This window comes from Campylobacter sp. RM19073 (genome assembly GCF_024723495.1).
Lineage (GTDB): Bacteria > Campylobacterota > Campylobacteria > Campylobacterales > Campylobacteraceae > Campylobacter > Campylobacter porcelli.
On the sequence record NZ_JANQCT010000005.1, the window covers coordinates 19,091 to 40,553 of the forward strand.

At 33.4% G+C, this 21,463-nt stretch carries 25 protein-coding genes; 7 read left to right on the top strand and 18 right to left on the bottom strand.

Annotation, left to right across the window (positions count from 1 at the left end; genetic code table 11):
- Positions 1-57: 57 nt before the first annotated feature.
- The 14 genes from CSUIS19073_RS02990 to CSUIS19073_RS03055 all read right to left on the bottom strand — a co-directional run bounded on the left by CSUIS19073_RS02990 (position 58) and on the right by CSUIS19073_RS03055 (position 11,709).
- Complete coding sequence (locus CSUIS19073_RS02990) at positions 58-276, bottom strand: DUF4006 family protein (protein WP_086237716.1); 219 nt, start codon at positions 274-276, stop codon at positions 58-60.
- Position 277: 1 nt separating this feature from the next.
- On the bottom strand, positions 278-1,150 hold the full coding sequence (locus CSUIS19073_RS02995; protein WP_086237717.1) for a cbb3-type cytochrome c oxidase N-terminal domain-containing protein: 873 nt from the start codon (positions 1,148-1,150) through the stop codon (positions 278-280).
- Positions 1,147-1,377, bottom strand: coding sequence for a cytochrome c oxidase, cbb3-type, CcoQ subunit (locus tag CSUIS19073_RS03000; protein WP_086237718.1), 231 nt, complete (start codon positions 1,375-1,377; stop codon positions 1,147-1,149). Before CSUIS19073_RS03000 ends, CSUIS19073_RS02995 begins: the two co-directional genes overlap by 4 nt.
- Before the next feature lie 8 nt (positions 1,378-1,385).
- On the bottom strand, positions 1,386-2,051 hold the full coding sequence (ccoO, locus tag CSUIS19073_RS03005) for a cytochrome-c oxidase, cbb3-type subunit II (RefSeq protein ID WP_086242191.1): 666 nt from the start codon (positions 2,049-2,051) through the stop codon (positions 1,386-1,388).
- A 10-nt stretch (positions 2,052-2,061) separates the two neighbouring features.
- Positions 2,062-3,528 (bottom strand): cytochrome-c oxidase, cbb3-type subunit I, encoded by a 1,467-nt coding sequence (ccoN, locus tag CSUIS19073_RS03010; protein ID WP_086237720.1) that lies wholly within the window; start codon positions 3,526-3,528, stop codon positions 2,062-2,064.
- Positions 3,529-3,717: 189 nt separating this feature from the next.
- Positions 3,718-4,404, bottom strand: coding sequence for a response regulator transcription factor (locus CSUIS19073_RS03015; protein WP_086237721.1), 687 nt, complete (start codon positions 4,402-4,404; stop codon positions 3,718-3,720).
- A 20-nt stretch (positions 4,405-4,424) separates the two neighbouring features.
- On the bottom strand, positions 4,425-5,090 hold the full coding sequence (locus CSUIS19073_RS03020) for a sulfite exporter TauE/SafE family protein (RefSeq protein ID WP_086237722.1): 666 nt from the start codon (positions 5,088-5,090) through the stop codon (positions 4,425-4,427).
- Positions 5,090-6,208: a glutamine-hydrolyzing carbamoyl-phosphate synthase small subunit gene (gene carA / locus CSUIS19073_RS03025; RefSeq protein WP_086237723.1), complete on the bottom strand. Its 1,119-nt coding sequence runs from the start codon at positions 6,206-6,208 to the stop codon at positions 5,090-5,092. The genes CSUIS19073_RS03020 and carA overlap by 1 nt, the downstream gene beginning before the upstream one ends.
- Complete coding sequence (locus CSUIS19073_RS03030; RefSeq protein WP_086237724.1) at positions 6,208-6,759, bottom strand: DUF507 family protein; 552 nt, start codon at positions 6,757-6,759, stop codon at positions 6,208-6,210. The genes carA and CSUIS19073_RS03030 overlap by 1 nt, the downstream gene beginning before the upstream one ends.
- Positions 6,760-6,842: 83 nt before the next feature.
- Positions 6,843-7,361, bottom strand: coding sequence for a MotE family protein (locus tag CSUIS19073_RS03035; RefSeq protein ID WP_086237725.1), 519 nt, complete (start codon positions 7,359-7,361; stop codon positions 6,843-6,845).
- Between the two features lie 9 nt (positions 7,362-7,370).
- Positions 7,371-7,787: a flagellar FliJ family protein gene (locus CSUIS19073_RS03040; protein WP_086237726.1), complete on the bottom strand. Its 417-nt coding sequence runs from the start codon at positions 7,785-7,787 to the stop codon at positions 7,371-7,373.
- The gene (locus CSUIS19073_RS03045; RefSeq protein ID WP_086237727.1) at positions 7,784-9,034 is read right to left on the bottom strand and encodes an adenylosuccinate synthase; all 1,251 of its coding nucleotides are present in this window, start codon (positions 9,032-9,034) and stop codon (positions 7,784-7,786) included. The genes CSUIS19073_RS03040 and CSUIS19073_RS03045 overlap by 4 nt, the downstream gene beginning before the upstream one ends.
- A gap of 10 nt (positions 9,035-9,044) precedes the next feature.
- A complete protein-coding gene (locus CSUIS19073_RS03050; protein WP_438939314.1) occupies positions 9,045-9,899 on the bottom strand; it encodes an ATP phosphoribosyltransferase regulatory subunit in 855 nt (284 codons plus the stop codon).
- 10 nt (positions 9,900-9,909) lie between these two features.
- Positions 9,910-11,709: a PAS domain S-box protein gene (locus CSUIS19073_RS03055; RefSeq protein ID WP_086237728.1), complete on the bottom strand. Its 1,800-nt coding sequence runs from the start codon at positions 11,707-11,709 to the stop codon at positions 9,910-9,912.
- A 127-nt stretch (positions 11,710-11,836) separates the two neighbouring features.
- Between CSUIS19073_RS03055 and CSUIS19073_RS03060 the strand changes: the two genes are divergently transcribed.
- A complete protein-coding gene (locus CSUIS19073_RS03060; protein ID WP_086237729.1) occupies positions 11,837-12,412 on the top strand; it encodes a BON domain-containing protein in 576 nt (191 codons plus the stop codon).
- A gap of 75 nt (positions 12,413-12,487) precedes the next feature.
- Positions 12,488-12,970, top strand: coding sequence for a DUF4405 domain-containing protein (locus CSUIS19073_RS03065; protein ID WP_086242192.1), 483 nt, complete (start codon positions 12,488-12,490; stop codon positions 12,968-12,970).
- Positions 12,971-12,991: 21 nt separating this feature from the next.
- On the opposite strand, the gene CSUIS19073_RS03070 is transcribed toward CSUIS19073_RS03065, so the two are convergent.
- The 3 genes from CSUIS19073_RS03070 to CSUIS19073_RS03080 are packed head-to-tail and all read right to left on the bottom strand — an operon-like array spanning position 12,992 to position 16,731.
- Positions 12,992-15,418: an efflux RND transporter permease subunit gene (locus tag CSUIS19073_RS03070; RefSeq protein ID WP_086242193.1), complete on the bottom strand. Its 2,427-nt coding sequence runs from the start codon at positions 15,416-15,418 to the stop codon at positions 12,992-12,994.
- Positions 15,415-16,008, bottom strand: a complete 594-nt coding sequence (locus CSUIS19073_RS03075) for a Tgt2/MlaC family protein (protein WP_086237732.1) — start codon at positions 16,006-16,008, stop codon at positions 15,415-15,417. The genes CSUIS19073_RS03070 and CSUIS19073_RS03075 overlap by 4 nt, the downstream gene beginning before the upstream one ends.
- A 3-nt stretch (positions 16,009-16,011) precedes the next feature.
- Positions 16,012-16,731, bottom strand: a complete 720-nt coding sequence (locus CSUIS19073_RS03080) for an MlaA family lipoprotein (protein ID WP_086242194.1) — start codon at positions 16,729-16,731, stop codon at positions 16,012-16,014.
- Between the two features lie 176 nt (positions 16,732-16,907).
- On the opposite strand from CSUIS19073_RS03080, the gene CSUIS19073_RS03085 reads away from it, so the two are divergent.
- The 5 genes from CSUIS19073_RS03085 (at position 16,908) to CSUIS19073_RS03105 (ending at position 20,656) form a co-directional block, all read left to right on the top strand.
- The gene (locus CSUIS19073_RS03085) at positions 16,908-17,696 is read left to right on the top strand and encodes a TOBE domain-containing protein (protein ID WP_086242195.1); all 789 of its coding nucleotides are present in this window, start codon (positions 16,908-16,910) and stop codon (positions 17,694-17,696) included.
- A 155-nt stretch (positions 17,697-17,851) separates the two neighbouring features.
- Positions 17,852-18,583, top strand: a complete 732-nt coding sequence (modA, locus tag CSUIS19073_RS03090; RefSeq protein ID WP_086242196.1) for a molybdate ABC transporter substrate-binding protein — start codon at positions 17,852-17,854, stop codon at positions 18,581-18,583.
- An 8-nt stretch (positions 18,584-18,591) separates the two neighbouring features.
- A complete protein-coding gene (locus CSUIS19073_RS03095; RefSeq protein WP_086242197.1) occupies positions 18,592-19,419 on the top strand; it encodes a sulfate/molybdate ABC transporter ATP-binding protein in 828 nt (275 codons plus the stop codon).
- Positions 19,416-20,081, top strand: coding sequence for a molybdate ABC transporter permease subunit (gene modB / locus CSUIS19073_RS03100; protein ID WP_086242198.1), 666 nt, complete (start codon positions 19,416-19,418; stop codon positions 20,079-20,081). The genes CSUIS19073_RS03095 and modB overlap by 4 nt, the downstream gene beginning before the upstream one ends.
- Positions 20,082-20,113: 32 nt before the next feature.
- Complete coding sequence (locus CSUIS19073_RS03105) at positions 20,114-20,656, top strand: hypothetical protein (RefSeq protein ID WP_086237738.1); 543 nt, start codon at positions 20,114-20,116, stop codon at positions 20,654-20,656.
- 29 nt (positions 20,657-20,685) lie between these two features.
- Here the strand turns inward: CSUIS19073_RS03105 and CSUIS19073_RS03110 are convergent, their stop codons facing one another.
- Entirely contained in the window at positions 20,686-21,459 is a 774-nt protein-coding gene (locus CSUIS19073_RS03110) for a sulfite exporter TauE/SafE family protein (protein ID WP_336526356.1), read from the bottom strand.
- Positions 21,460-21,463 lie beyond the last annotated feature (4 nt).

Genomic DNA, 21,463 nt, shown 5'->3' on the forward strand with positions numbered 1-21,463 from the left:
AACGGCTGCGATAACAAGTCCGATAACAATCAACGATTCTAGTAAATTAGACATATCTTACTCCTTAATTACCATAACTTCAGCAGCTTTTTGAACACTACTTCTCATCTCAACAGATGATGGATCTACTAATTTATATGGTTTTTGCATTACATCTTGCTGAGCTACTATACCAAGATATGTAAGCACAACTAATATAGATAGTAAAAGAACAGTAGCAATCAGCATACCGCTAACACCGCCAAGACCAAATACAGATCTATTCATATTTTCCATACTATTCTCCTTTTGAAAGCGAGATTATATATTCGCCAACGGCTTTTTCTTGAGTAGGATTAATAAGTCCTGTATCTGTAAATTTAGGCATATGACCGATATCACCACTCTTACCGCGTTTTAAAACTTCTACTACAAAATCGCTTGAACCATATGTGCTAAGATCTGGAGCCATACCATCCATACCCTTACCATCTTCTCCATGACAAGCCGCACAAGTAGCCCATGCCGCACGACCAATCTCTACTAAATCCTCATTTATAGTAGATTTAATAGCCGTTATCTCCTTAGCGGTAAATGCAGCTATTGCCTTAGCAGTAGTCTCATCAATGCCATTATCAACAGCATTTGGCATATCTCCTAGTGGATAGCCTAGACCTTTTGAGCCTTTGATAATAGCATCATAAATGCCTTTTTCGCTACCCCACTCTATCAAATTAGCCGCTTTGCCATTTATCCCATCGCCTGTTATACCATGGCAAGCCGCACATTGGACTAAAAATACTTGCTCACCAATAGCTTTTAACTCATCTTTAGTAGCATTGTGAAATTTCGCTTGGAAGTTTGCATTATATCTTTTTACCTCTTCATTGTATTCTCCAATTTGAGAATATGAATTTAAAGGATAACCAAATAAGAAATACCATATAGCCCAAGCTATAGTCAAAACAAACACCACAGCCCAACCAACCGGTATTGGGTTTTTATACTCGCCTATTCCATCCCAGTTATGCTCACTTAATTCGCCACCTTCTTTTTTCACTTTCATTAGTTTAAATAGCCTACCTACGACAATCAAGGTCAATAAGATAATAGCTATAGCACCAAGAATAGAAAGCGAATTTACATTGTCTTCTAGATTAAACCATTTCATTTTTTAACGCTCCTATTATCATCTTTGTCTGAAGATGAGAGACTCTCAAGAACATCATCTTGTAAATTATCATTTAAGGCTAAATTTGAGTATTTTTCATAATCTTTTCTGCCTACTTTTTCTGACCTTTTTAAATGAAACCAGTAGCTATATAGTATAACCACCATAGCTACTAACATTATATAAAAGCCATAAGCTTGAAGTTCTCTCATAGTCTCTATACTCATAACAAACCCTATTTTAAGCTATTTAGATATGCAATCAATGCGACAATCTGACGAATTTCGCCTCTAGCAAACGCATCTTTCACATCTTGATCTTTCATTTGGCTTATAATAGCCTCCGCTTCTGTTTTTACCTGCGCTTGAGCCTCCTCCCAGCTACCTAGTTTTGGCATACCCTCAATATCATAAGGGACATTAAATACCTTTTTAACCGTTAAAGCTTCAGCATAAGCTGTCTCTATATCAGCATTTTTATTAAACATATGTTTATACGCTGGCATAATAGATCCTGGCACTACGCTTACTGGATCTCTCATGTGATTTTCATGCCAATCAACGCTTCTATAGTTGCCGATTCTAGCGAGATCTGGGCCTGTTCTTTTAGATCCCCATAAAAATGGCCTATCATAAGCAAATTCGCCACTTACAGAATACATACCATATCTATCTGTTTCTGATTTAAATGGGCGAATCAATTGAGAGTGGCAAGCATTACAGCTATCAGCTATATAGATATGGCGACCAGCTAGCTGTAAAACTGTGTATGGTTTTTTATGCTCGACAGGTCTAGCACGATCAGCAAAATCTGGCAAAATTTCCACAATACCAGCATAAGCTATAAAGATAAACACAAATACCGCAAAAAAGAATGGATTTTTCTCTAACCAACTAAACATTCATTCCTCCTTACGCAGCCATCGGTGAAGCACTAACTGGCTCACGATCTATAGGCTTACTTGATGAGATAGATTTCATAATATTGTAAGCAAACATGAAAAATCCGATTAAATACAATAGACCGCCTATAGCCCTAATCCAATAATATGGAATTAAAACAGTAACAGTATCTATAAATGAGTAAGCAAGGTTACCATACTCATCAGTAGCTCTCCACATCATACCTTGAGTAATTCCAGCTATCCACATAGAAGCAAAGTATAAAACTATACCTGTTGTTTGGATCCAAAATTGTGCTTCCATCAAAGATTTGCTATAAAGTTCTCTTTTAAATATGCGTGGAGTCATATGGTATAGTGCAGCCATAGTCATAAATCCAACCCAGCCAAGAGTCCCATCATGGACATGCCCTGGGATCCAATCAGTGAAGTGAGCTAGTGCATTTACTGATTTTATTGAAAGAATCGGTCCTTCAAGAGTAGAGAACATATAGAATGTAGAGGCTAAAATCATAAATTTAATTAGTGGATTTTCTCTTAGTTGTCCCCATTCACCCTTCATTGTCAAAAGCATATTTATAGCTGAACCCCAACTAGGCAAAATAAGAACTATAGAGAATATAGATCCCATAGTCTGCATCCAATCTGGCACCGTAGAGTAGATAAGGTGGTGACCACCAGCCCAAAGATAGACAAACATAAGACCCCAAAATGAGAATAATGATAGCTTGTAGCTAAATATTGGCTGACCACTCTCTTTTGGTAAGAAATAGTAAATTTGTGCGATAATAGCTACTGTAAATACAAACGCAACTGCATTATGACCAAACCACCATTGAACTAATGCATCATTTGTGCCAGCATACATAGATACAGAGTGAATCCAGCTACCCATACCTGTAACTAAACGAGTAGGAACTTCCATATTATTAAATAGATATAGCATAGCCACGCCAAGGAATGTAGCGATATAATACCAAAGTGAGATATAAAGTGTTTTTTCACGGCGAATTCCAATAAGTCCAAATATAGAAACTCCCCATAAAACCCACACAACAACAACTATAATATCAATAGGCCACTCAAGCTCTGCATACTCCTTAGATGTAGAAACACCAGCAAAAAGAGTAATAATTGCTAAAGCTATAACTAGCACATATAGCCAAAAGTGCAACTTGCCTATAAACATTAAAAATTTAGATTCGCTCATAGAGACCTTAAGCACTCTTTGTCCGATATAATACCAGGTAGCAAAGATACCTGATAACATAAATCCATAGATAACGCCATTTGTATGAAGCGGTCTAAGACGACTAAATGTTCCATATTCACCAGCTAGATAGTTAAGATCTGGGTATGCTAGCTGAAAGGCTATCAAAGTACCAATACCCATACCAACTATACCAAAAATAATAGTGGTAAACATGAAGTACTTAGCGACTGTATAGTCGTAGTTCAATGCATTACTTGGCTGCATTAAAAGTCCTCCTGTAAAGTTTATTATCTTTAAAAAATATCTATAATTATATGGTAAATAAAATATAAATTAACTTAAAATAAACAAAATAAATTTAAAATATTTTACATTTAATAAATATGCGTGGAGTTACCGCATTTTAAGGTAACTCTGTAAATAACAAAATTTAATTTAATGTTACGATTTTACTCATTTTTCATCATTTGTTGTGATTTTATAGCCAAGACCAGAGATATTTTTGATTAAATTTGCTCCAATTTTATCCCTAATTCGCTTTACAAATGTTCTAATTGCCGCTTCACTTACCTTCTGACCTGTCCAAACTCTTTGCTTAATATCTTCATGTAAAACCAAAGTATCCATTCTTTGGGTTAAAAGCATCAAAAATGCTATCTCCTTTTTAGTCAAAGATATCTCTACTCCATCGCTATTTATAAGAGCTCTTTTGGCTTTATCAAATTTAACTCCATTACCAAAATCAACTTGAGCTATAAATCCCATATCCTTAGCAAATTTATATATAATCTCCAAAAGCTCCTGCATTTCAACTGGCTTTATTAAATATTTATTAACCCCTGCATCGATCGCACCTAGCAATCTATCTTGATCGCTAAAGGCACTAAGCACAATTACCGGAGTGGATCTAGATATACTCTTAATCTGCTTAGTCATCTCTAGTCCATCTATAATAGGCATTACAATATCGGTAATTACTATATCGGGATTGTATTTTTTAAATTTCTTTAGCCCTTCATCTCCATTTTTAGCCAAAATCAAATTTTTAAAAACGCCATCTATAGACTTAGATACCCAGCTTTTTACATCATTATCATCTTCTACAAACAAAATAGTCAAAGACTTTAAAATCTCATTCACGCTAACCCCTATTAATTATCTCATTTTAATACCATAAATCCTAAATATAAAAGGTAAATTCCATATCCAAGCATAATAAAAAATGAAACTAAATTTATATAATTTTTAAATTTAACACCAATGGCTGACAAAATACCGCCAAACCCCATCATAACTGGAATAGTACTAAGACCAAAAATAGCCATAATCGCCGCCCCTTCTATTATCGATCCACTTCCAAATGAGATAGCTAGAAAATAATATACAACCCCACAAGGCAAAAGCCCGTTTAAAAAACCTAGAATTAGAAGTGATATAGTGCTATTTTTTTGTCTGAATTTACTAAGTAGCGACATTATAAACGAGATTATTTTTTGATTTTCAATACAAGAAAGGAGCCTACCTCTTTTAAAAATGGCAAAAGATAAAATTATTAAGATAACTCCAGCAAAAAAGATAAATAATCCCTTGCTAAAGCCGCTAAAGATAACTGCCGAGCCAAAAAGACCAAACAAAATACCTAAAATCACATAGGCCAAAACTCTACTTAAATGATAACCAAGAGATAAGATAAAATGGGTTATTCTATCTGTTTTGCTAAGCTTAAGATTACAAGCTGCTACAAATCCACCACACATACCAATGCAATGAGAGAGGCTAAAGCCTATCCCAAGGGCAATGGTGGTAAGAATTGTAGTTAGCTCCATTATAAGATTTCTACAAATTTATTAAATATATACTTACTCTCATTTGGCCCACTACTTGCCTCTGGATGATGCTGAACTGAAAAGACCTTGCCACCATTATAGCACACGCCTTCGATTGTATTATCAAAAAGATTTCTATGAGTAATTGTAGCTACTTCACAAATGCTCTCTGGGACATTATAATTATGATTTTGCGCTGTGATCTCTATGCTTTTTGTATCTAAATTTTGAACTGGGTGATTTGCTCCATGTTGTCCAAATTTAAGCTTATAAGTCTCATAACCATAGGCATTAGATAGTAGTTGATGACCAAGACATATACCAAACATAGGGATATTTGCCGCAATTAGCTTTTTGATTTGTGCTATCTCATCTACTAGCATTCTAGGCTCGCCTGGACCATTGCTTAAAAATACTCCATGGATTTGACCTTTATTAAATTTATCTATCAAAACCTCAGCCCTTACATCATGCGGATAAACCTCAAGCTCAAGACCAACGCTACAAAGCTCATTTAATATATTTCTTTTTACTCCATAATCAATCACCGCAACCCTTTTGCCAATGGATTTAACACTACCATAAGATTGATTTTTATGCTCCCATCTTGTGAAAAGATGAGTATATGGCTCTTTGGTGCTAACAACGCTTACATAGTTTATTTCATCGATTCTAGCGCTACTTTCTAAAGCTTTTTTTAGCTCATTTTTATCGCTAATTTGAGTTGATACATATGCTCTTAAATTTCCACCATCTCTTAGCATTTTGGTTAAATACCTAGTATCTATATCATATATTCCGAATTTGCCTTGATCGTAAAAAAACTTCTCAATGCTCTCTTGGGATCTAAAATTACTTGGATTGGCATTAAAATTACGCATAAATACACCACTTGCGTGAATTTTACTGCTCTCTTTATCATCATCATTTATCCCCACAATCCCAATTTCTGGCATAGTAAATATGATAAATTGCCCAGCGTAGCTTGGGTCTGTGATGATCTCTTCATATCCAGTCAAAGACGTATTAAACACAAGCTCCCCAAAGGCACTTCCACCCTTGCCAAAAGCCTTAGCCTCTAAATAGATACCATTTTCTAAATATATATAAGCCTTCATTATATCATTCCTCTTTTGCGAAGCTCTTCTTCATATAATTTCTCAAATATCAAATCATACTCATCTGTGCCTGGGATAACTTTCTTTTTATAGTTTTCTAAGCGGTCAATTACACTATCTTCGATAGCCTCATACTGCTTTAGATAGCTTTCTATGGCGTTATAAATTAAATTTTTTACCCTATTTTCTGAAACTTCATAATCTATTAAATCATCTTTCCATAATTTTTGTAAAATCTCATGTGATAAGCTACTATAACGATCATCATAAGCAAGCATTACGCCAAAATCTTTGGCTAATTTTTTCTTAATGAGCCAAAACATACTCTTGCGATCAACTTGCATAAAATCAATCTCATTTTCATTTTGATCCAAAAGCTCTTTTACACGCTCTTCTAGCGCTCTTTCTTTATTTATATCAACACAAAGAATATCTTTAGCCACAGCCGCTATAGGCTCAGTTCCGCTCTTAAATTTAATAAAACCAGAATTTAATAGATCAATTGCAATTTTTCTTGCTATATATGGAGCATGAGGAAGTTTAATACGCATTTAAATGGCCTTTATAAATTTTTTGGCTAATTTTATCAAAAAAATATATAAAATCAGCTAAAAATAGCAAGATAAATTAAATTTTATTTAGTTGAATTTGACTCTTTAAAAAGCTCATCATTTTTTAAAATTTGGGTAAGTTCAGCTGCGATTTGCGGATCCATTTTAGCAAAAATTGCAGATATTTTCTTAGCTTCAAGTGAGTGTAAAACCTTAGCTGCCTCATCTCTTGGAAGTTGCGAAATTATCGTAGCTGCTGGAGCGTCTTTCATCTTGGCATATATCTCTAAAACCTTATCGCTTGTAATGCTTTTTAACTCAGATAAAATTTTTTCATTTTTCTCAAGCATTTTTTTAATATTCTCTTCTTTTTGAGCTATTATCTCTAAGGTTTTATTTAAATCTTGCTCTTTGGCTAAAATTTGAGCTTCACGCTGATTAAATAAAGTAGTAGTAGCCGCCCTATAAGCCTCTAGCTCCTGGCGTGAGCTATCTATGAGTTCTAAATTCTTAGCGATATTAGCCTCTCTATCAGCTAAAATCTCATCGCTATTAGCATATAAAAATGTGTTTAAAATAAGTATAAAATATATAAATTTCAAATTCTATCCTTATTTCAAAAATGAGTATCTCATAGTGCCTAGCTCATCAAGCTCTTTGCTCTCTTTTTTCTTAAGGTTTTTTAGCTCTTTTTGTATCTCTTCTCTTTCCATATATTTGACTTTTTCTAGCTCTATATATGCTTTTTTATACTTAGATTCAAAGTGCATAATCTCCTTTTGCATAAGTAGCATTTTCTCTTTTATCTTATCTTTTTGACTTCTTAAGAGCTTTTGTTGTTCGATTGTGGATTTAATTTTAGATGATGAGCCGCTTTTTGGAAATTTACTCATATTTATCTCAGTATTTATAGCATCCATAGAGCGACTAAGCTCACGAAACATCGCCTTAGATTTAGCTAGGCTCATCTCAATCTTATTTAGCTCCTCTTCTCTAACCTTTACAATTTGCGAAAATTTATTATTCATCTTAGTATTGTATCGCTCCTTTCTGGGCTAGTAGAGATAATGCTAACTCTAACTCCTGTTAGCTCCTCTATCCTTTGTATATATCGCTTAGCATTTTGCGGAAGATCATCATAATTTTTAATCCCGCTAATGCTATCCCAACCTTCAAGCTCTTCATAAATAGGAGTTACCTCATCTAAATTTACTGGCACATAATCTATAATCTCGCCTCTATACTCATAAGCTTTGCAAATTTTAACACTCTTAAATCCATCTAAAACATCTAATTTCATCAACGCATAGCTATCTACTCCATTTAGCTTTGAAGCATATCTTACGGCTACTGCATCTAGCCATCCACAGCGTCTTTTTCTGCCAGTAGTGGTGCCATACTCCTTGCCTACTTCGCACATTATATCCCCATCTTTGCCGTGATCTTCAGTAGGGAATGCACCATTGCCAACCCTTGTTGTGTAGGCTTTTAAAATTCCAATCACATTTCCTATGCTTTTTGGGCTTAAGCCAAGACCCGTACAAGCACCAGCTGAGATTGTATTTGAGCTAGTAACATATGGATATGTGCCATGGTCAATATCTAAAAGTGTGCCTTGAGCCCCTTCTAAAAGAATTTTCTTATTCTCATCTATGGCTTTCCATAGAATTTGAGTAGTATCAGCAATGTATGGCGATAGAGAATTTTTAAATATTTCAAGCTCTTTGTATATCTCATCTTTGCTAGGTATATTCACCCCAAGAGCGTCTAAATAAGCCCTATTGGCCTCAAAATCGCTTATTAAATTTTCGCTAAGTTGCTTAGGATTAAGCAATTCGCCAACCCTATGCCCCGTGCGACTAATCTTATCAGCATACGCTGGGCCAATGCCTTTGCCAGTGGTGCCTATGGCTTTATCCCCTTTTAATCTCTCTTTGGCTTGGTCTATTAAGGAGTGATGCGATAAATTTAAGTGTGCCCTATCGCTGATATAAAATCTCCCTTTTAAATTTTCAAACTGCGACATCTCTTTTATAAGCACTTCAGGATTTACCACCACGCCATTGCCTATAATATTTATTATATTAGGGTGCAAAATTCCGCTTGGAACTAGATGCAAAGCGTATTTAACCCCATCTACCCATATAGTGTGTCCAGCGTTGTGTCCGCCACCGCTTCTACATACCAAATCATAATTTTGTGAGAGCATATCGACAATTTTACCCTTGCCTTCATCTCCCCACTGAATTCCAACAATTAAATCCGCTTTTGTCATATCAATCCTTCTATTTGCTTCTTAAATTCTCTATCACAGCATCGCTAAATATAGCAAATCCCGCTGAAATATTACCATCTATCTCATAGCTTCCGCCACTACTTAAAATACTATTATCGCATAAAAACCTAAAAAATAGCTTATCATAATATCGCATTTTGGAGTAGTATAAAGGTGCGTATATGCGTTTTTCGTAGTTACTAGCTAATCCCTTAATGGAATTTAAAGGCTCTTTTAACTCGCTTGGGGCAATAGCGATTACTGAGTCTATATCTGCGTCGCTTTTAATGTTAGCAAGGCGATTTAGCCATGGTAAATCAAGACCCAATATCACCTCTAATCTGCCATTTTCAAAGACGCTAATTGGTAAATTTAAAAGCTGGCATATTATCTTTGGAATTTGGATATTGCTAATTTGTAAGTGCGCCTCAATGCCAAATTCCTTAAAAATTTGACTAACAATATCAATACAAGGCATTATACTACTATCGCCTAGTATCTCAGCGCCTATTTGGTAGATCTCGCTATTTGGGTATTTAAATACTGGCTGGATATAAAACCATCTTTTTGTATTGCTATCTTTTAGCCTTTTTGTGGCTATCCGCACGACATCGATGGTGCTATCGCTACGAAGTGCAATCTCTAAATTTTGCTTATCACCAAAGCGTATTAAATTCTCAGGCTTTACGCTAACTCTTTGATGATGGCTAAAATATGGAGTAATAATTTCACTAAAACCGCTACTTTCTAAAATATCTGCCGCTTTAGACTCAATCTGTCTTTTTAGCTTAGCACTAGAGCCAAAATATAGCTTAGAGCCATCTGGAATATCGTGCTCGTAAATCTTTTGCGTATCCAAATTCAAATCTCTCTCCTTACTCCATAATTTTATAAAATGATGCTATATAGCGTTGGATTATGCCGTGTTCATCTTTAATAGCTGTTATAACCAAATGCTCCAAATAGACCTCACCTGCGCGATTTTTGTTATAAATTTTCCCACTCCAACTACCAAAATGCTTTATATCAGACCACATTTTAGCATAAAATACATTATCGTGCCTATCTGAGCGTAATATTTGTGGGGTTTTGCCTATTATCTCATATTTGCTATATCCTGTAATCTTAGAGAAACTATCATTAATATCAAGGATATTCCCATTTACATCGCATATCATAATGCCATTAATAGAGCTTGACATTATAGCATTTGTTAATGCACTTTGGACTATATAGTTTTGATGGTCGCTAATATCAGTAGCAGTTCCGATAATCTCATCAGAATCATTTAGCGTATCTAGAGCTTTGGCTTTTATTTTAGTATAAATTTGCTTACCATCTTTTTTAATTAATCTTATATCGCACTCAACAAGCCTTGAAGTGCCTTCTATATATCTATCTAACTCATCTATTAATATATCAATATCATCTCTATATACAATTTTATAAATATCTTCAATGGAGCTAACACCCATATCAATGCTATTTTTATAGCCTAAAAACTCCACAAAATCAACGCTAAATTTCAAAGCCCCACTCTTAGCAAAATACTCAAATCCCAGCAAATCACTACTTAAAATTCTACTTTCGCATCTTTTTAATTTGTTTGTTAAAATCTCTTTTAATATCTCTTGATCTGTATTATCTAATAAAAACATTATAACTTCTATTTGTCCATTTATATTCTTACTGCTTGATACAAATACCCTAAACCACCCATACTCTCCACTTGCTAATTTAAATCTATATGAGCGATCAAGCTCTTTTTTTGTATCATATATGCTATTTTCTAGCTTGATTTTACGCTCAATTTCTAGGCTTAAAGAGGCTATATCATCGCTATGACACAGAGCTTTAATATCTATATTTTTTTCATCACTTTGGATTAGTAAATTTATATTTGAGCTTAGCTCAGTAGCTACCCAGTGATCTGCATATGTAAATTTAACCACAATCGCTGGATTATTCTCTATTATAGCAATTTCGCTATTTAAGCTTTCAATCTTCTCTTGTGCTTTTGTAGCATCTAATATAATCATAAAATATGAATCATTAAAATATAAACTTACTGGCGTGCTAATAACCTCAACAAATTTAATCTCACCATTTGAAAGTCTATGCTTATGATATGATGCTTTGGTATCATAATTTATCTGAATATCAAATATACTCATAGTCAAAAGCTCACCCTTAGAATATCCATAAAAATCCACCGCACACCGACTAGCGTCCATTATGCTACCATCTTTAGCATCAATAAATAAGATCTTTATATCACTCTTATCAAATAGCAAACTATAATACTCTATATAATATTTTAAGCTATTTTGAGCCCCGATCCACGATGTAAAAAACTCATAAATATTCTTATTAATATGGTAAAAATCTAAATTTGAAATCGGCTCAATGACCTCTTTGGCTACAAGTCTTTCAATAAATATTTTGGTATTTGCAATTGGTAAGATAAGATTATTTCTAATATATAAAATTACCTCTAAAAATAGAGCCAAAAGTATAATCACAAAGGTAGAAAAACCAAGATAAGCAACTCCATCTACACTACTATCAGAAAATATAAAATAGAGACCAAAAACACTCATAGTAACAAACATTACTATGATAATTATAGCTCTTTTAAGTAGCCCAGAAGCAAGGAAAACTCTGCCTTGTTGCATATATCTAAACCTTTGGCATAAGTGAATTTACGCAATGTAAGCCTAAATTCTACCTAAATTTTAATAAATTCAAGCTAAATATATATTTTTAAGAAAGCTTTGGTTTAAATTTGGCTAAAATGGCACAATGAAGTTTATAATATTAGCAATTTTGACTAGCATTATCATCAGTGGCTGCACCTTTAAATCCCCACTTTTAAATCTAAACTCCATCTATGATACATATACAATTAGCAAGGACGAGCGAGGTATTTACACCATAATAAAAGATAATATAATCCAAAAAAAGATCCAAGCCAAAATCCTAGCAACACCAAATTTAAGCAACTTCCACATAGATGTAGTCTCACAATGGGCTGAAGTGTTGCTAATTGGCGAGGTGGCTAGTATGAGTGATAAGATGGAGCTAATCAATCTAGCTAAAAATACAATGGGGGTAAATCATATCAAAACATATATAAATTTAAAAACAGAAAATTCTTGTCACTTTACAGATGAACTAGCCATACTAACTAAAATCAAAACCAATCTCATCAGCGATCCGCTTATAGATAGCACAAATATAAATATCCATATTATCCAATGTGATGTTGTATTTAGCGGTGCGATCGCAACGATAGAGCAAGAGAAACGAGCCCTTTGGTATGCTTTACATACTGATGGGGTAAATAGTGCTTATTCATTTTTACATATTTTAAAATAGTAATTAAATTTAATTTAACATATTTTTAACATACTTTTGAAATAATTTTGCCAAATTTAACTCAAAGGATAGGCAATGAAAGTCTCTAAACCAATAGCCACCACAGCCACTATAGCTACATTTGCCATTGTCGGCGTTACTGGTGTTTTTATGTTTTTTAATCTTAAAAGCTATGGCATCAAAATAGCCCACGAATATATCGGTATGGCAATGGTGATTGCCTGTGTGCTTCACATATTTGCTAATCTTGCCCCATTTAAGAAGTATTTTACTGGCAAAAAGCTTGGCTTTATCAGTGCTACCATAATAGCTGCTATAGTATTTATGATTTTTGCTCCAAATTCAAACAAGTCAAAACTACCGCAAAAAGAGCTATACTCTAGCTTTATGAATGCGAATTTAAGTAGTGCAATGGCAGCTTTAAATAGCGATAAAACCGCATTTGAAAAATACTTAAATAGCAAAAATATTAAATTTGAAGATAGTAGCATTAAAGAGTTTATCTCTAAAAATAATTTAAATGAAGTAGAATTTATAAATACTCTTTTAAATCGCTAAATTTTAGAGCCATCTTAGGCTCTAAATTGACTTTTTATAAAATGAAAAGATCAACGCAGGAAGTAAGATTAACGCCCCAAGAAGCATCATTAGCATAACCAAATCAGTCAAAACGCCAAAATATATAGTCGGCCAAAAATTAGATAGACTCATCACACTAAAGCCTAAAAATATCGCAAATGATGTATAATACATCGCATAGCCAATGCTTAAATGAGAATTTAAAATTGAACGCTTAATACCATAAATACGGCTTTCGCTCTTAAATCTATGAATATAGTGGATAATATCATCAACGCCAATCCCAAAGCTAATAGCTGCTATGGTGATACTCATAATATCAAGGGCAATTCCAGCTATTCCCATCACGCCAAATACCACACAAAGTGGGACTAGATTAGCAATTATGCCAATAATTGAGAGCTTAATACTCCTAAATATCAAAATAAAAACCAAAAATAGCGCCAAAACAACAAAGATAATCGTATCAGCTTGAGAGGCAAATAGAGCTTGGAGCATATTATTATAAAGCACCATTATACCAGCTACTTCTATCTCTACTGGCTCATTTTCAAGCAAAGATTGTAGATCTTTTTTTAATGATTTTATAAACTCATCTCGCTTTAAATTTGGATCACTATCAAGTGTTCTAATGCTAAATCTAGCTTCATTATTTTCTATATTTATATATGGAGTTAAAATCAGCTCCTTATACTCACTTGGCAAATTTTTATATATTAGCGAAAGGGATAGCGGATCAAGCTCTTTATTGTTATTTACACTCTTGCCTACTTCTAATAGGGTTGCTAGTGAGCCGACATTGCCGATAAAATCACGCTCTTGTAGAAATTTATCCACTTTTTTGATAATCTCAAGCTTATAGCTATTAAACCAATATTCAGGCTCGTTAGTAGCAAATTCATCTTCAAAATCCCCTAACTCATCATTGCTATACTCATCTTTGATAGAAGCAAATTTGATAATCACATCAAGTGGAATTGTCCCACCTAGCTCTGTATCTATAACCTTCATACCTTGGTAAATTTCGGTATTTGACTTAAAATAACCTATAAAGCTATTTTCAACCCTTAATTTACTAACACCATAAATCCCAATTATCACAATAATAAAGCTAATAATATAAACAATATATGCCCTTTTAATGGCTATTTTCGCACACCAGTGTGTGAATTTAAAGCTATTTTCAAAGCTCATTTTTGGCTCTATTTTCTTAAGCAGTGTAAGCAAACTACCAAAGACAAAAAACGCCACAAAAAGCGATATAGAGATACTCACGCTCATCATCATTCCAAGCATAATAATAGGCTTAATATCACTTAAACAAAGTGATAAAAATCCAATCACAGTAGTCAAAATCGCAAAAAAACATGGCTTAAATTTTGATCTAAGAGTGAGATAAACTAGCTGAATATTCGTATAATCTCTATGCTTAAAATATAGCTCACGATAAGCAACGATCAAATGTATAACAACTGATATAGTAATAATAAGCTGAAGTGCTATATAATTAGAGCTAATCACGGTAATCTCATACCCTAAAAGCCCAAACAAACCACTAGCTAAAACCACGCTTAAAAAGCAAACTACAATAGGTAAAATCACAAATCTAATCTGCCTAAAAAATAGCCACAAGCAAAATCCAAGTAGTAATAATACGCCACTTCCATACACTAGCAAATCACTCTTAACAAAGCTCACCATATCATCAGCTATCATACTAATTCCGCCTAAAAATAGCTTCTCATCGCCACTATGACGCTTGATAATCTCCCTTATTTGACTAATGGTTTGATGCTCTAAAATACGCTGAGAATCCCTATATTTTTTAAACTCACTCTCCAAATTTTCAACCATATTTTGATCTAGATTTGGCTGCTCTTTTAATCTAGCTCTTTGCTCGATAAAATTAGCATATTTCTCATCATCTTTTAAATTTACCACAATTGAAGTGGTCTTAAAATCACTACTTACGAGCGAATTTTTGTATAATGGGCTATTTGTTAGCTCCATTTTAGCAGCATTCATATCAATGCCAGCCTTACTTAGATTTGGCACATTATCTACAAGTTCGCTGATAGTTAAATTTGGATTATTTGTTAGAAGTGGCGCTTTTAATATAGAAAATACAGAATCCACACTTTGTAATTTCTCAAGATCATTTGATATAGCCTCAATCTTGCTTAAGCTCTCCTTGCTTAATAGATTAGAATTTGGCTTATAGGCGATGATGAGAAAATTCTTACTCTCATAGTGTTTTACAATCTCTCTATAAATGGCTAGGTCTTTATCATTTTCTAAAAGTAAAGTTTGGGTTGAAGCATCAATCTCTAATTTATATGAAAATACTCCAATCCCAATGGATATAGCTAGGTTCAATGCCAAGACTAATTTAGGAAATAAAACTATAAATTTAAATATCTTTTTCATTTAATGGTTGTATTGTTATCTAAATTTACACTTTGCAATCTCTTTATAATCTCGTTAAAATCAGTATTTTGCGATAAATCACTAAATTGACTTCTATAGCTTTGAATTATACTAACCCCCATAATATCTATATCATAAATTAGATAATCACTCCCATTAGCAGGGTGGAATTTAAGTATCAACGGGTAGTTTTCACTCTTATTTTTTATAATCGCATGAGCATTATATCGATTTTTATTTGTCAGCTCACCTTTTACAAACTCAATCTCTTGGTCGCTATAATATCCAAGCTTTTGAGAAAAAGATAGCTTTAAATTTGATACAAAAAGCCTTTGAAATTCATCTTGCTGGCTACTATTTAGAGCTTTATACTGCTTAGAAAGTGAGAGTTTAGCCATCAAAGAGTAATCAAAATAACCATCAAAAAGCTCAAAAATCTTAAGCGGTTTTTGCTCTTTGCTTATCTTATTATCGCTCATTATATTCAAAGCTTTTTGAAAATCCGCTCTAAGCGTATCATCAATACTTTTAAGCTCGATAGAAAAAGATATTGTGTAAATTAAAGATAGTAAAATTAAAATTCTCTTCATGCTCTACTCCTGAATTTGTGCGTTTCTGCGTTGTTCATATCCATCTTTTAAGAATGCGTATAGATCGATTGTGCCGTTAGTTAGTTTATTATACAGCTCTGGATCTTTAGAACCATCATTGATTACCCGCCATGATTTTGCTATTAAATTTAGATGAAAATATCTATTTGCATTATCTGTAAATATCTCATTTGTATAGCTCATTGGATTGATAAAAAAGTCGCCACTCATACCTATTAAATCCCGCAAATTTGTCTGACCTAAAAATGGTAACACAATGGGAAATCCACCGCCAACACCCCAATAGCCAAGAGTTTGCCCTAGATCCTCATCATGCTTTTTAAGCCCATATACATTAGTAGCTACATCGCTAATTCCGCCAAAACCAACTATAGTATTAGCGATAAATCTTAAGCTCTCTTCACTAGCATTTGCAAATTTAAGTTGTAATACATTATTAACTAATCTAATAGGAAAGAGTAGATTATCAAAAAAATTGCTTATAGCATCTTGAGCTGGATTTGGCATCATATAGTCATAGCCTTTAAATGTCGGTATCAACACATTTTGATAAAATATATGGTTAAATTCTGTCATAACTCTATTATACCCACTTAGCGGATCAAAGCTATCTTGAGCGATATACTCATCTTCAAATGAATCAATATCAGTAGCAAAACAGCTAATGATAAAGATAAAATTAACAAAAAAGATCCTAAGCATAAATAAGCTCCAAAAATAAAAAGCTAGTATTATATTAAACTCAACCTTAAGTTTAGTATAAACAATAAATTTACTATATTTAATCTATTTATTTTTAAATTTAGTAAAATATATGCCAATTTTTAATAAAAAAATATTATAATACACTTAAAAAATAAATTTATAAAGAGGTTTTTATGAAAGCACGAATAAATCTTGAGCTAATTTTAAACGATGAAGTGGTGCTTTTGCCAAAACATATTAAGCTTCTAAAAGCTCTAGATGAGACTAGAAGTATTACCAAAGCTGCAACTGTAGTGGGTATATCATACAAAAACGCTTGGGATTGCCTAGATTTAATCAATTCCAAAGCCGATGAGCCGCTCATTCTAAGGGTCGATGGCAAGAGAAAAAATAGCGGTAGTGAGCTAAGCCAATACGCAAAAGATATAATAGATAAATATGATGCAATCTTAAAGGCTCAAAACCACTTTCTAAATGAAATTTGTAATGATTTAGATGGCGATATTATAAGTAACTTAAAGGGGATAAATATGAAACTAAGCGCTAGAAATCAGCTCCAAGCTACAATCACAGATATTGAAATTGGTGCGGTAAATGCCCAAATCACCGCTAAATTAAGCGATGGAGTGTTACTAAAATCCATAATCACAATAGATAGCCAAAAAGAGTTAAATTTAGAAGTTGGCAAGGAGATTATCTTTGTTTTTAAAGCCTCAAGCGTGATTTTAGCTAAAACTGATGATAAAGAGTTAAAAATTTCAGCAGCAAATAAACTAAAAGGCAAGGTTACTCAAGCAACCTTAGGTGCGGTAAATGCGAAAATTTCTGTAAATATAGGTCATAACCAAATAATCCACGCAATAATCACAAATGAATCAGCTCAAGATATGAGAATTAATGTAGGCGATGAAGTTGAGCTATTTATAAAAGCTAGCCATATAATTATCGCTACACAAGCCTAATTTACACAATTTAATCTAGCTAAATTTTGGCTAGGTTAGCTATCTTTAAAATATAAATATATAATTTATATGTATAAATATCATTTTATTTATAGCCTATTTACTATTTAATCATATAATTTTGAAGTATAAATTTAAAATATAAAGGATAAATAATGAGAACACTTCTACTTCTCCTAGCCTTTGTGATTTGCTCTTTTGCTTCAAACCTTAATGTCGCCGCTGCGGCAAATACTGCTTATGCCCTTGAAGAGATAAAGCGTAAATTTACCAAGCTTCACCCAGACGCTAAAATCAACATCACACTAGGCTCAAGCGGCAAATTAGTAGCTCAAATCAAAAATGGAGCCCCATTTGATCTATTTTTAAGTGCTAATATAGGCTTTGCAGATACATTATACAAAGATGGCTTCGCAGTAGATAAACCACAAATATACACTAGCGGAAGCGTAGCAATACTAAGCGTAAGAGGCTATGAGCCAAGTCTAAACTCACTACAAAACAAAGATATAAAAACAATAATAATCGCAAATCCTAAAACCGCACCATATGGAGCCGCCACAATCGAGGCTTTAAAAAATGCTGGAATTTATGATGAAATAAAGCATAAAATCATAGAATCAAATAGCATAGGAGATGCTCTAAATCAAACTATAAAAGCTGGAGATATAGGATTTGTAGCAGCTAGCGCTCTAAAGGCTAAGCAAATGCTACAATATACCAACTACTCTATCCTTGATAGCTCACTTCATACTAGCATAGACCAAGCGATGGTAATTTTAAATAACGGCAAAGATAATAAACTAGCTAAGGCGTTTTATGACTTTATCCTAAGCAAAACCGCTCAAGATATATTTGCTAAATTTGGGTATAAATCAATCGACTAGGCTAAATTATGATTAATTTCCACTGCCAAAAATCATTTAATGGATTTGAGCTTGATGCGAAATTTAGTGTAGAAAATGGTGAATTTGTCGCACTATATGGCAAGAGTGGTAGTGGTAAAAGCACGATATTAAGGCTACTTGCTGGATTTGATAAGCCAAATAGCGGAGTAATTAGTAATAATGAGCAAATTTATTATAATAAAGATATATTCTTACCACCACAAAAGCGAAATATAGGCTATCTTTTTCAAGATTATGCCCTATTTCCTAATATGAGTGTAATGCAAAATCTACTATTTGCTAAAAATGATATTAAATTTGCCACTGAGCTGCTTGAATTAACCCAGCTTTTAGAGCTTAAAAATGCCTATCCCCATACCCTCTCAGGCGGTCAAAAGCAACGCACAGCCTTAGCAAGGGCTTTGATGAGACGCCCTAAACTACTGCTTTTAGATGAGCCGTTATCTGCTTTGGATATAAATTTACGCACTAAACTCCAAGAGTATCTAAGCCAAATTCATAAAAAATATGGTATGAGTATAATTATAGTTAGCCATGATAAAAATGAGATTTATAGACTTGCAAGCCATGTATTTATAGTAGATAGTGGCAAAATTATCCAAAGTGGCTCGCCAAAAGAGCTGTTTTTAAACTCAAATTCGCACCAAAATATCGATTTTCTAGCCACGATTTTAGAGATTAATCAAAACTTAATCACTTGCGAATATGCAAATCAAATTTACCAAATCACCTTACCAAATAGCCTAAATAGCCTAAAAATCGGCGATACCATCACTCTAAGCACACAAATATCAAATCTAAAGGTTACTATATGATAGATTGGACGCCACTACTATTATCATTTAAATTAGCTTTAATAACAACAATTATACTATTTATCATCTGCTTATTTTTTGCTTATACTGTGGCTAGGTGTGAATTTAGATTAAAGCCCGTTATCGAAAGTGTAGTATCATTGCCACTTGTGCTGCCGCCATCGGTGCTTGGATTTTATATCTTAATACTTCTATCTCCATACTCATTTTTGGGTGAATTTATGCAAGAGTATTTTGATATTAGACTTGTTTTTAACTTTACTGGCCTTGTAATTGCTAGCTGTATCTACTCATTGCCATTTATGTTTTCACCCATATTATCAGGGTTTAAATCCCTGCCAAATTCGCTTATAGAGGCTAGCTATAGCCTTGGTAAAGGCAAGATTACTACCTTATTTTGCGTAGCTATGCCAAATATCAAGCCATCATTGCTAAGTGCGATTATCATTAGCTTTGCTCATACTTTAGGCGAATTTGGGGTAATTTTGATGATTGGTGGGAGCATTGATGGAGAGACTAAGGTTGCTAGTATTGCTATTTATGATGCTGTTGAGATACTAGACTATAAACTAGCACACATATACTCAGCCATTATGCTAATAATTAGCTTTGTTGTGCTGTTTTTAGTCTATTTTATAAACCAAAAAATAGAGAAAAAGTAGTATAATAATCAAATTTATTTTAAAGGAATTTGATGAAAAATATATTTTTTTCTCTGATAATTAGCCTAATATTTTTAGGTTGTGGTAGTCCTGCTTTTACTAGCTATCTTGCTACTTCTAATCCCATTTTTATAACTGAAAATATCAAGGGCAAAAGCTTTAGCATATATTCACAAAACTTAAGTGAAAATTTCGATATCAATCTAAGCTCTGCCCTAATCCAAAATGGCTATAAAAAAGCTGATAAAAATCCAGATATTACAATCAAAATAGCCTTAAATTACCTAAGGCAAAATAGCGATATTAAAAATAATAATTTTATGGAATTTGGCTTTGGAAGTGGCGGTTTTAGACATATTGGCTTTGGAAGTAGCTTTGGTAATGGATATGAGAGTGAGTATTTTTACGACGCTCAAGCCTCGCTATATATCGCTATTAAAGATGGCAAAGATTATCAAACAAATTTAAATTTACAAAGTCAAAAATCTAGTTTTAGCTACTCACAATCTCAAGCTACAGAGGATTTTCAATCCAAAATAATAGCTAAGATTATAGAGATTTTAAATGGCTTTTAGGCTGATATTTCTAAAGCCATTTAAAATGATTAAAATAATATATTTTTTAACATTAAAATAAACATAATTATATATAGCCCTAGAGCTAACCTTTTTTGAGTTATTTTATCAATTTTATGACCAAATTTAACACCAAAATAGACCCCAATTATAGAGCCAATCCCAATCATCAAGCCACTTTTATAATCCACTAGCCCAGCACTTCCTAGGCTGATAAGTCCAGAAAATGAGCTAAATATAACAAAAAATAGCCCAATTGATATGGCCTTTTTAATATCCATTTTCAAAAATCCCACAAATATCGGAGTTAAAAATAGCGCTCCGCCAATCCCAGCAGATATAGCTACAGCACCCACAAAAACCCCCACAATAAACATTACAAATTTAGATATATCTTTTGGATTATCATTTACTACATCAGCTTGAAAAAACTTAATTATAGCCACAAAAAGTATAAAAAGCACCGCTAATTTAAGCACAATACCAGGCATATTTAAAACGATAAATCCACTAAAACTAGCCCCCAAAAGCCCACCAATACCAACTACAATCCCATCATTTAAAACTAATTTTTTATTTTTATAATTTATATAACTACCAAACATCGCCCCCATAAACATCTGAAGCACACTAATACCAATTGCACTCTTAATATCAAAACCCAAATTTAGCAGTATCGGAACCAAAATCGTCCCCCCACCAATCCCAAAAAATCCGCTAATAAACCCCACGCCAACCCCAATAGCGACAAATAACGCAATCAAAAAATAGATAGTATCGCCAGATAAGATCATATCAACCATTTTT

What these genes read in the sequence shown, in the direction of transcription:
- CSUIS19073_RS02990 (WP_086237716.1), bottom strand. Translation starts at nt 276, where the DNA reads ATGGAAAATATGAATAGATCTGTATTTGGTCTTGGCGGTGTTAGCGGT.
- CSUIS19073_RS02995 (WP_086237717.1), bottom strand. Translation starts at nt 1,150, where the DNA reads ATGAAATGGTTTAATCTAGAAGACAATGTAAATTCGCTTTCTATTCTT.
- CSUIS19073_RS03000 (WP_086237718.1), bottom strand. Translation starts at nt 1,377, where the DNA reads ATGAGTATAGAGACTATGAGAGAACTTCAAGCTTATGGCTTTTATATA.
- ccoO (WP_086242191.1), bottom strand. Translation starts at nt 2,051, where the DNA reads ATGTTTAGTTGGTTAGAGAAAAATCCATTCTTTTTTGCGGTATTTGTG.
- ccoN (WP_086237720.1), bottom strand. Translation starts at nt 3,528, where the DNA reads ATGCAGCCAAGTAATGCATTGAACTACGACTATACAGTCGCTAAGTAC.
- CSUIS19073_RS03020 (WP_086237722.1), bottom strand. Translation starts at nt 5,090, where the DNA reads ATGGAGCTAACTACAATTCTTACCACCATTGCCCTTGGGATAGGCTTT.
- carA (WP_086237723.1), bottom strand. Translation starts at nt 6,208, where the DNA reads ATGAAGGCTTATATATATTTAGAAAATGGTATCTATTTAGAGGCTAAG.
- CSUIS19073_RS03030 (WP_086237724.1), bottom strand. Translation starts at nt 6,759, where the DNA reads ATGCGTATTAAACTTCCTCATGCTCCATATATAGCAAGAAAAATTGCA.
- CSUIS19073_RS03040 (WP_086237726.1), bottom strand. Translation starts at nt 7,787, where the DNA reads ATGAATAATAAATTTTCGCAAATTGTAAAGGTTAGAGAAGAGGAGCTA.
- CSUIS19073_RS03045 (WP_086237727.1), bottom strand. Translation starts at nt 9,034, where the DNA reads ATGACAAAAGCGGATTTAATTGTTGGAATTCAGTGGGGAGATGAAGGC.
- CSUIS19073_RS03055 (WP_086237728.1), bottom strand. Translation starts at nt 11,709, where the DNA reads ATGCAACAAGGCAGAGTTTTCCTTGCTTCTGGGCTACTTAAAAGAGCT.
- CSUIS19073_RS03060 (WP_086237729.1), top strand. Translation starts at nt 11,837, where the DNA reads ATGAAGTTTATAATATTAGCAATTTTGACTAGCATTATCATCAGTGGC.
- CSUIS19073_RS03065 (WP_086242192.1), top strand. Translation starts at nt 12,488, where the DNA reads ATGAAAGTCTCTAAACCAATAGCCACCACAGCCACTATAGCTACATTT.
- CSUIS19073_RS03070 (WP_086242193.1), bottom strand. Translation starts at nt 15,418, where the DNA reads ATGAAAAAGATATTTAAATTTATAGTTTTATTTCCTAAATTAGTCTTG.
- CSUIS19073_RS03075 (WP_086237732.1), bottom strand. Translation starts at nt 16,008, where the DNA reads ATGAAGAGAATTTTAATTTTACTATCTTTAATTTACACAATATCTTTT.
- CSUIS19073_RS03080 (WP_086242194.1), bottom strand. Translation starts at nt 16,731, where the DNA reads ATGCTTAGGATCTTTTTTGTTAATTTTATCTTTATCATTAGCTGTTTT.
- CSUIS19073_RS03085 (WP_086242195.1), top strand. Translation starts at nt 16,908, where the DNA reads ATGAAAGCACGAATAAATCTTGAGCTAATTTTAAACGATGAAGTGGTG.
- modA (WP_086242196.1), top strand. Translation starts at nt 17,852, where the DNA reads ATGAGAACACTTCTACTTCTCCTAGCCTTTGTGATTTGCTCTTTTGCT.
- CSUIS19073_RS03095 (WP_086242197.1), top strand. Translation starts at nt 18,592, where the DNA reads ATGATTAATTTCCACTGCCAAAAATCATTTAATGGATTTGAGCTTGAT.
- modB (WP_086242198.1), top strand. Translation starts at nt 19,416, where the DNA reads ATGATAGATTGGACGCCACTACTATTATCATTTAAATTAGCTTTAATA.
- CSUIS19073_RS03105 (WP_086237738.1), top strand. Translation starts at nt 20,114, where the DNA reads ATGAAAAATATATTTTTTTCTCTGATAATTAGCCTAATATTTTTAGGT.
- CSUIS19073_RS03110 (WP_336526356.1), bottom strand. Translation starts at nt 21,459, where the DNA reads ATGGTTGATATGATCTTATCTGGCGATACTATCTATTTTTTGATTGCG.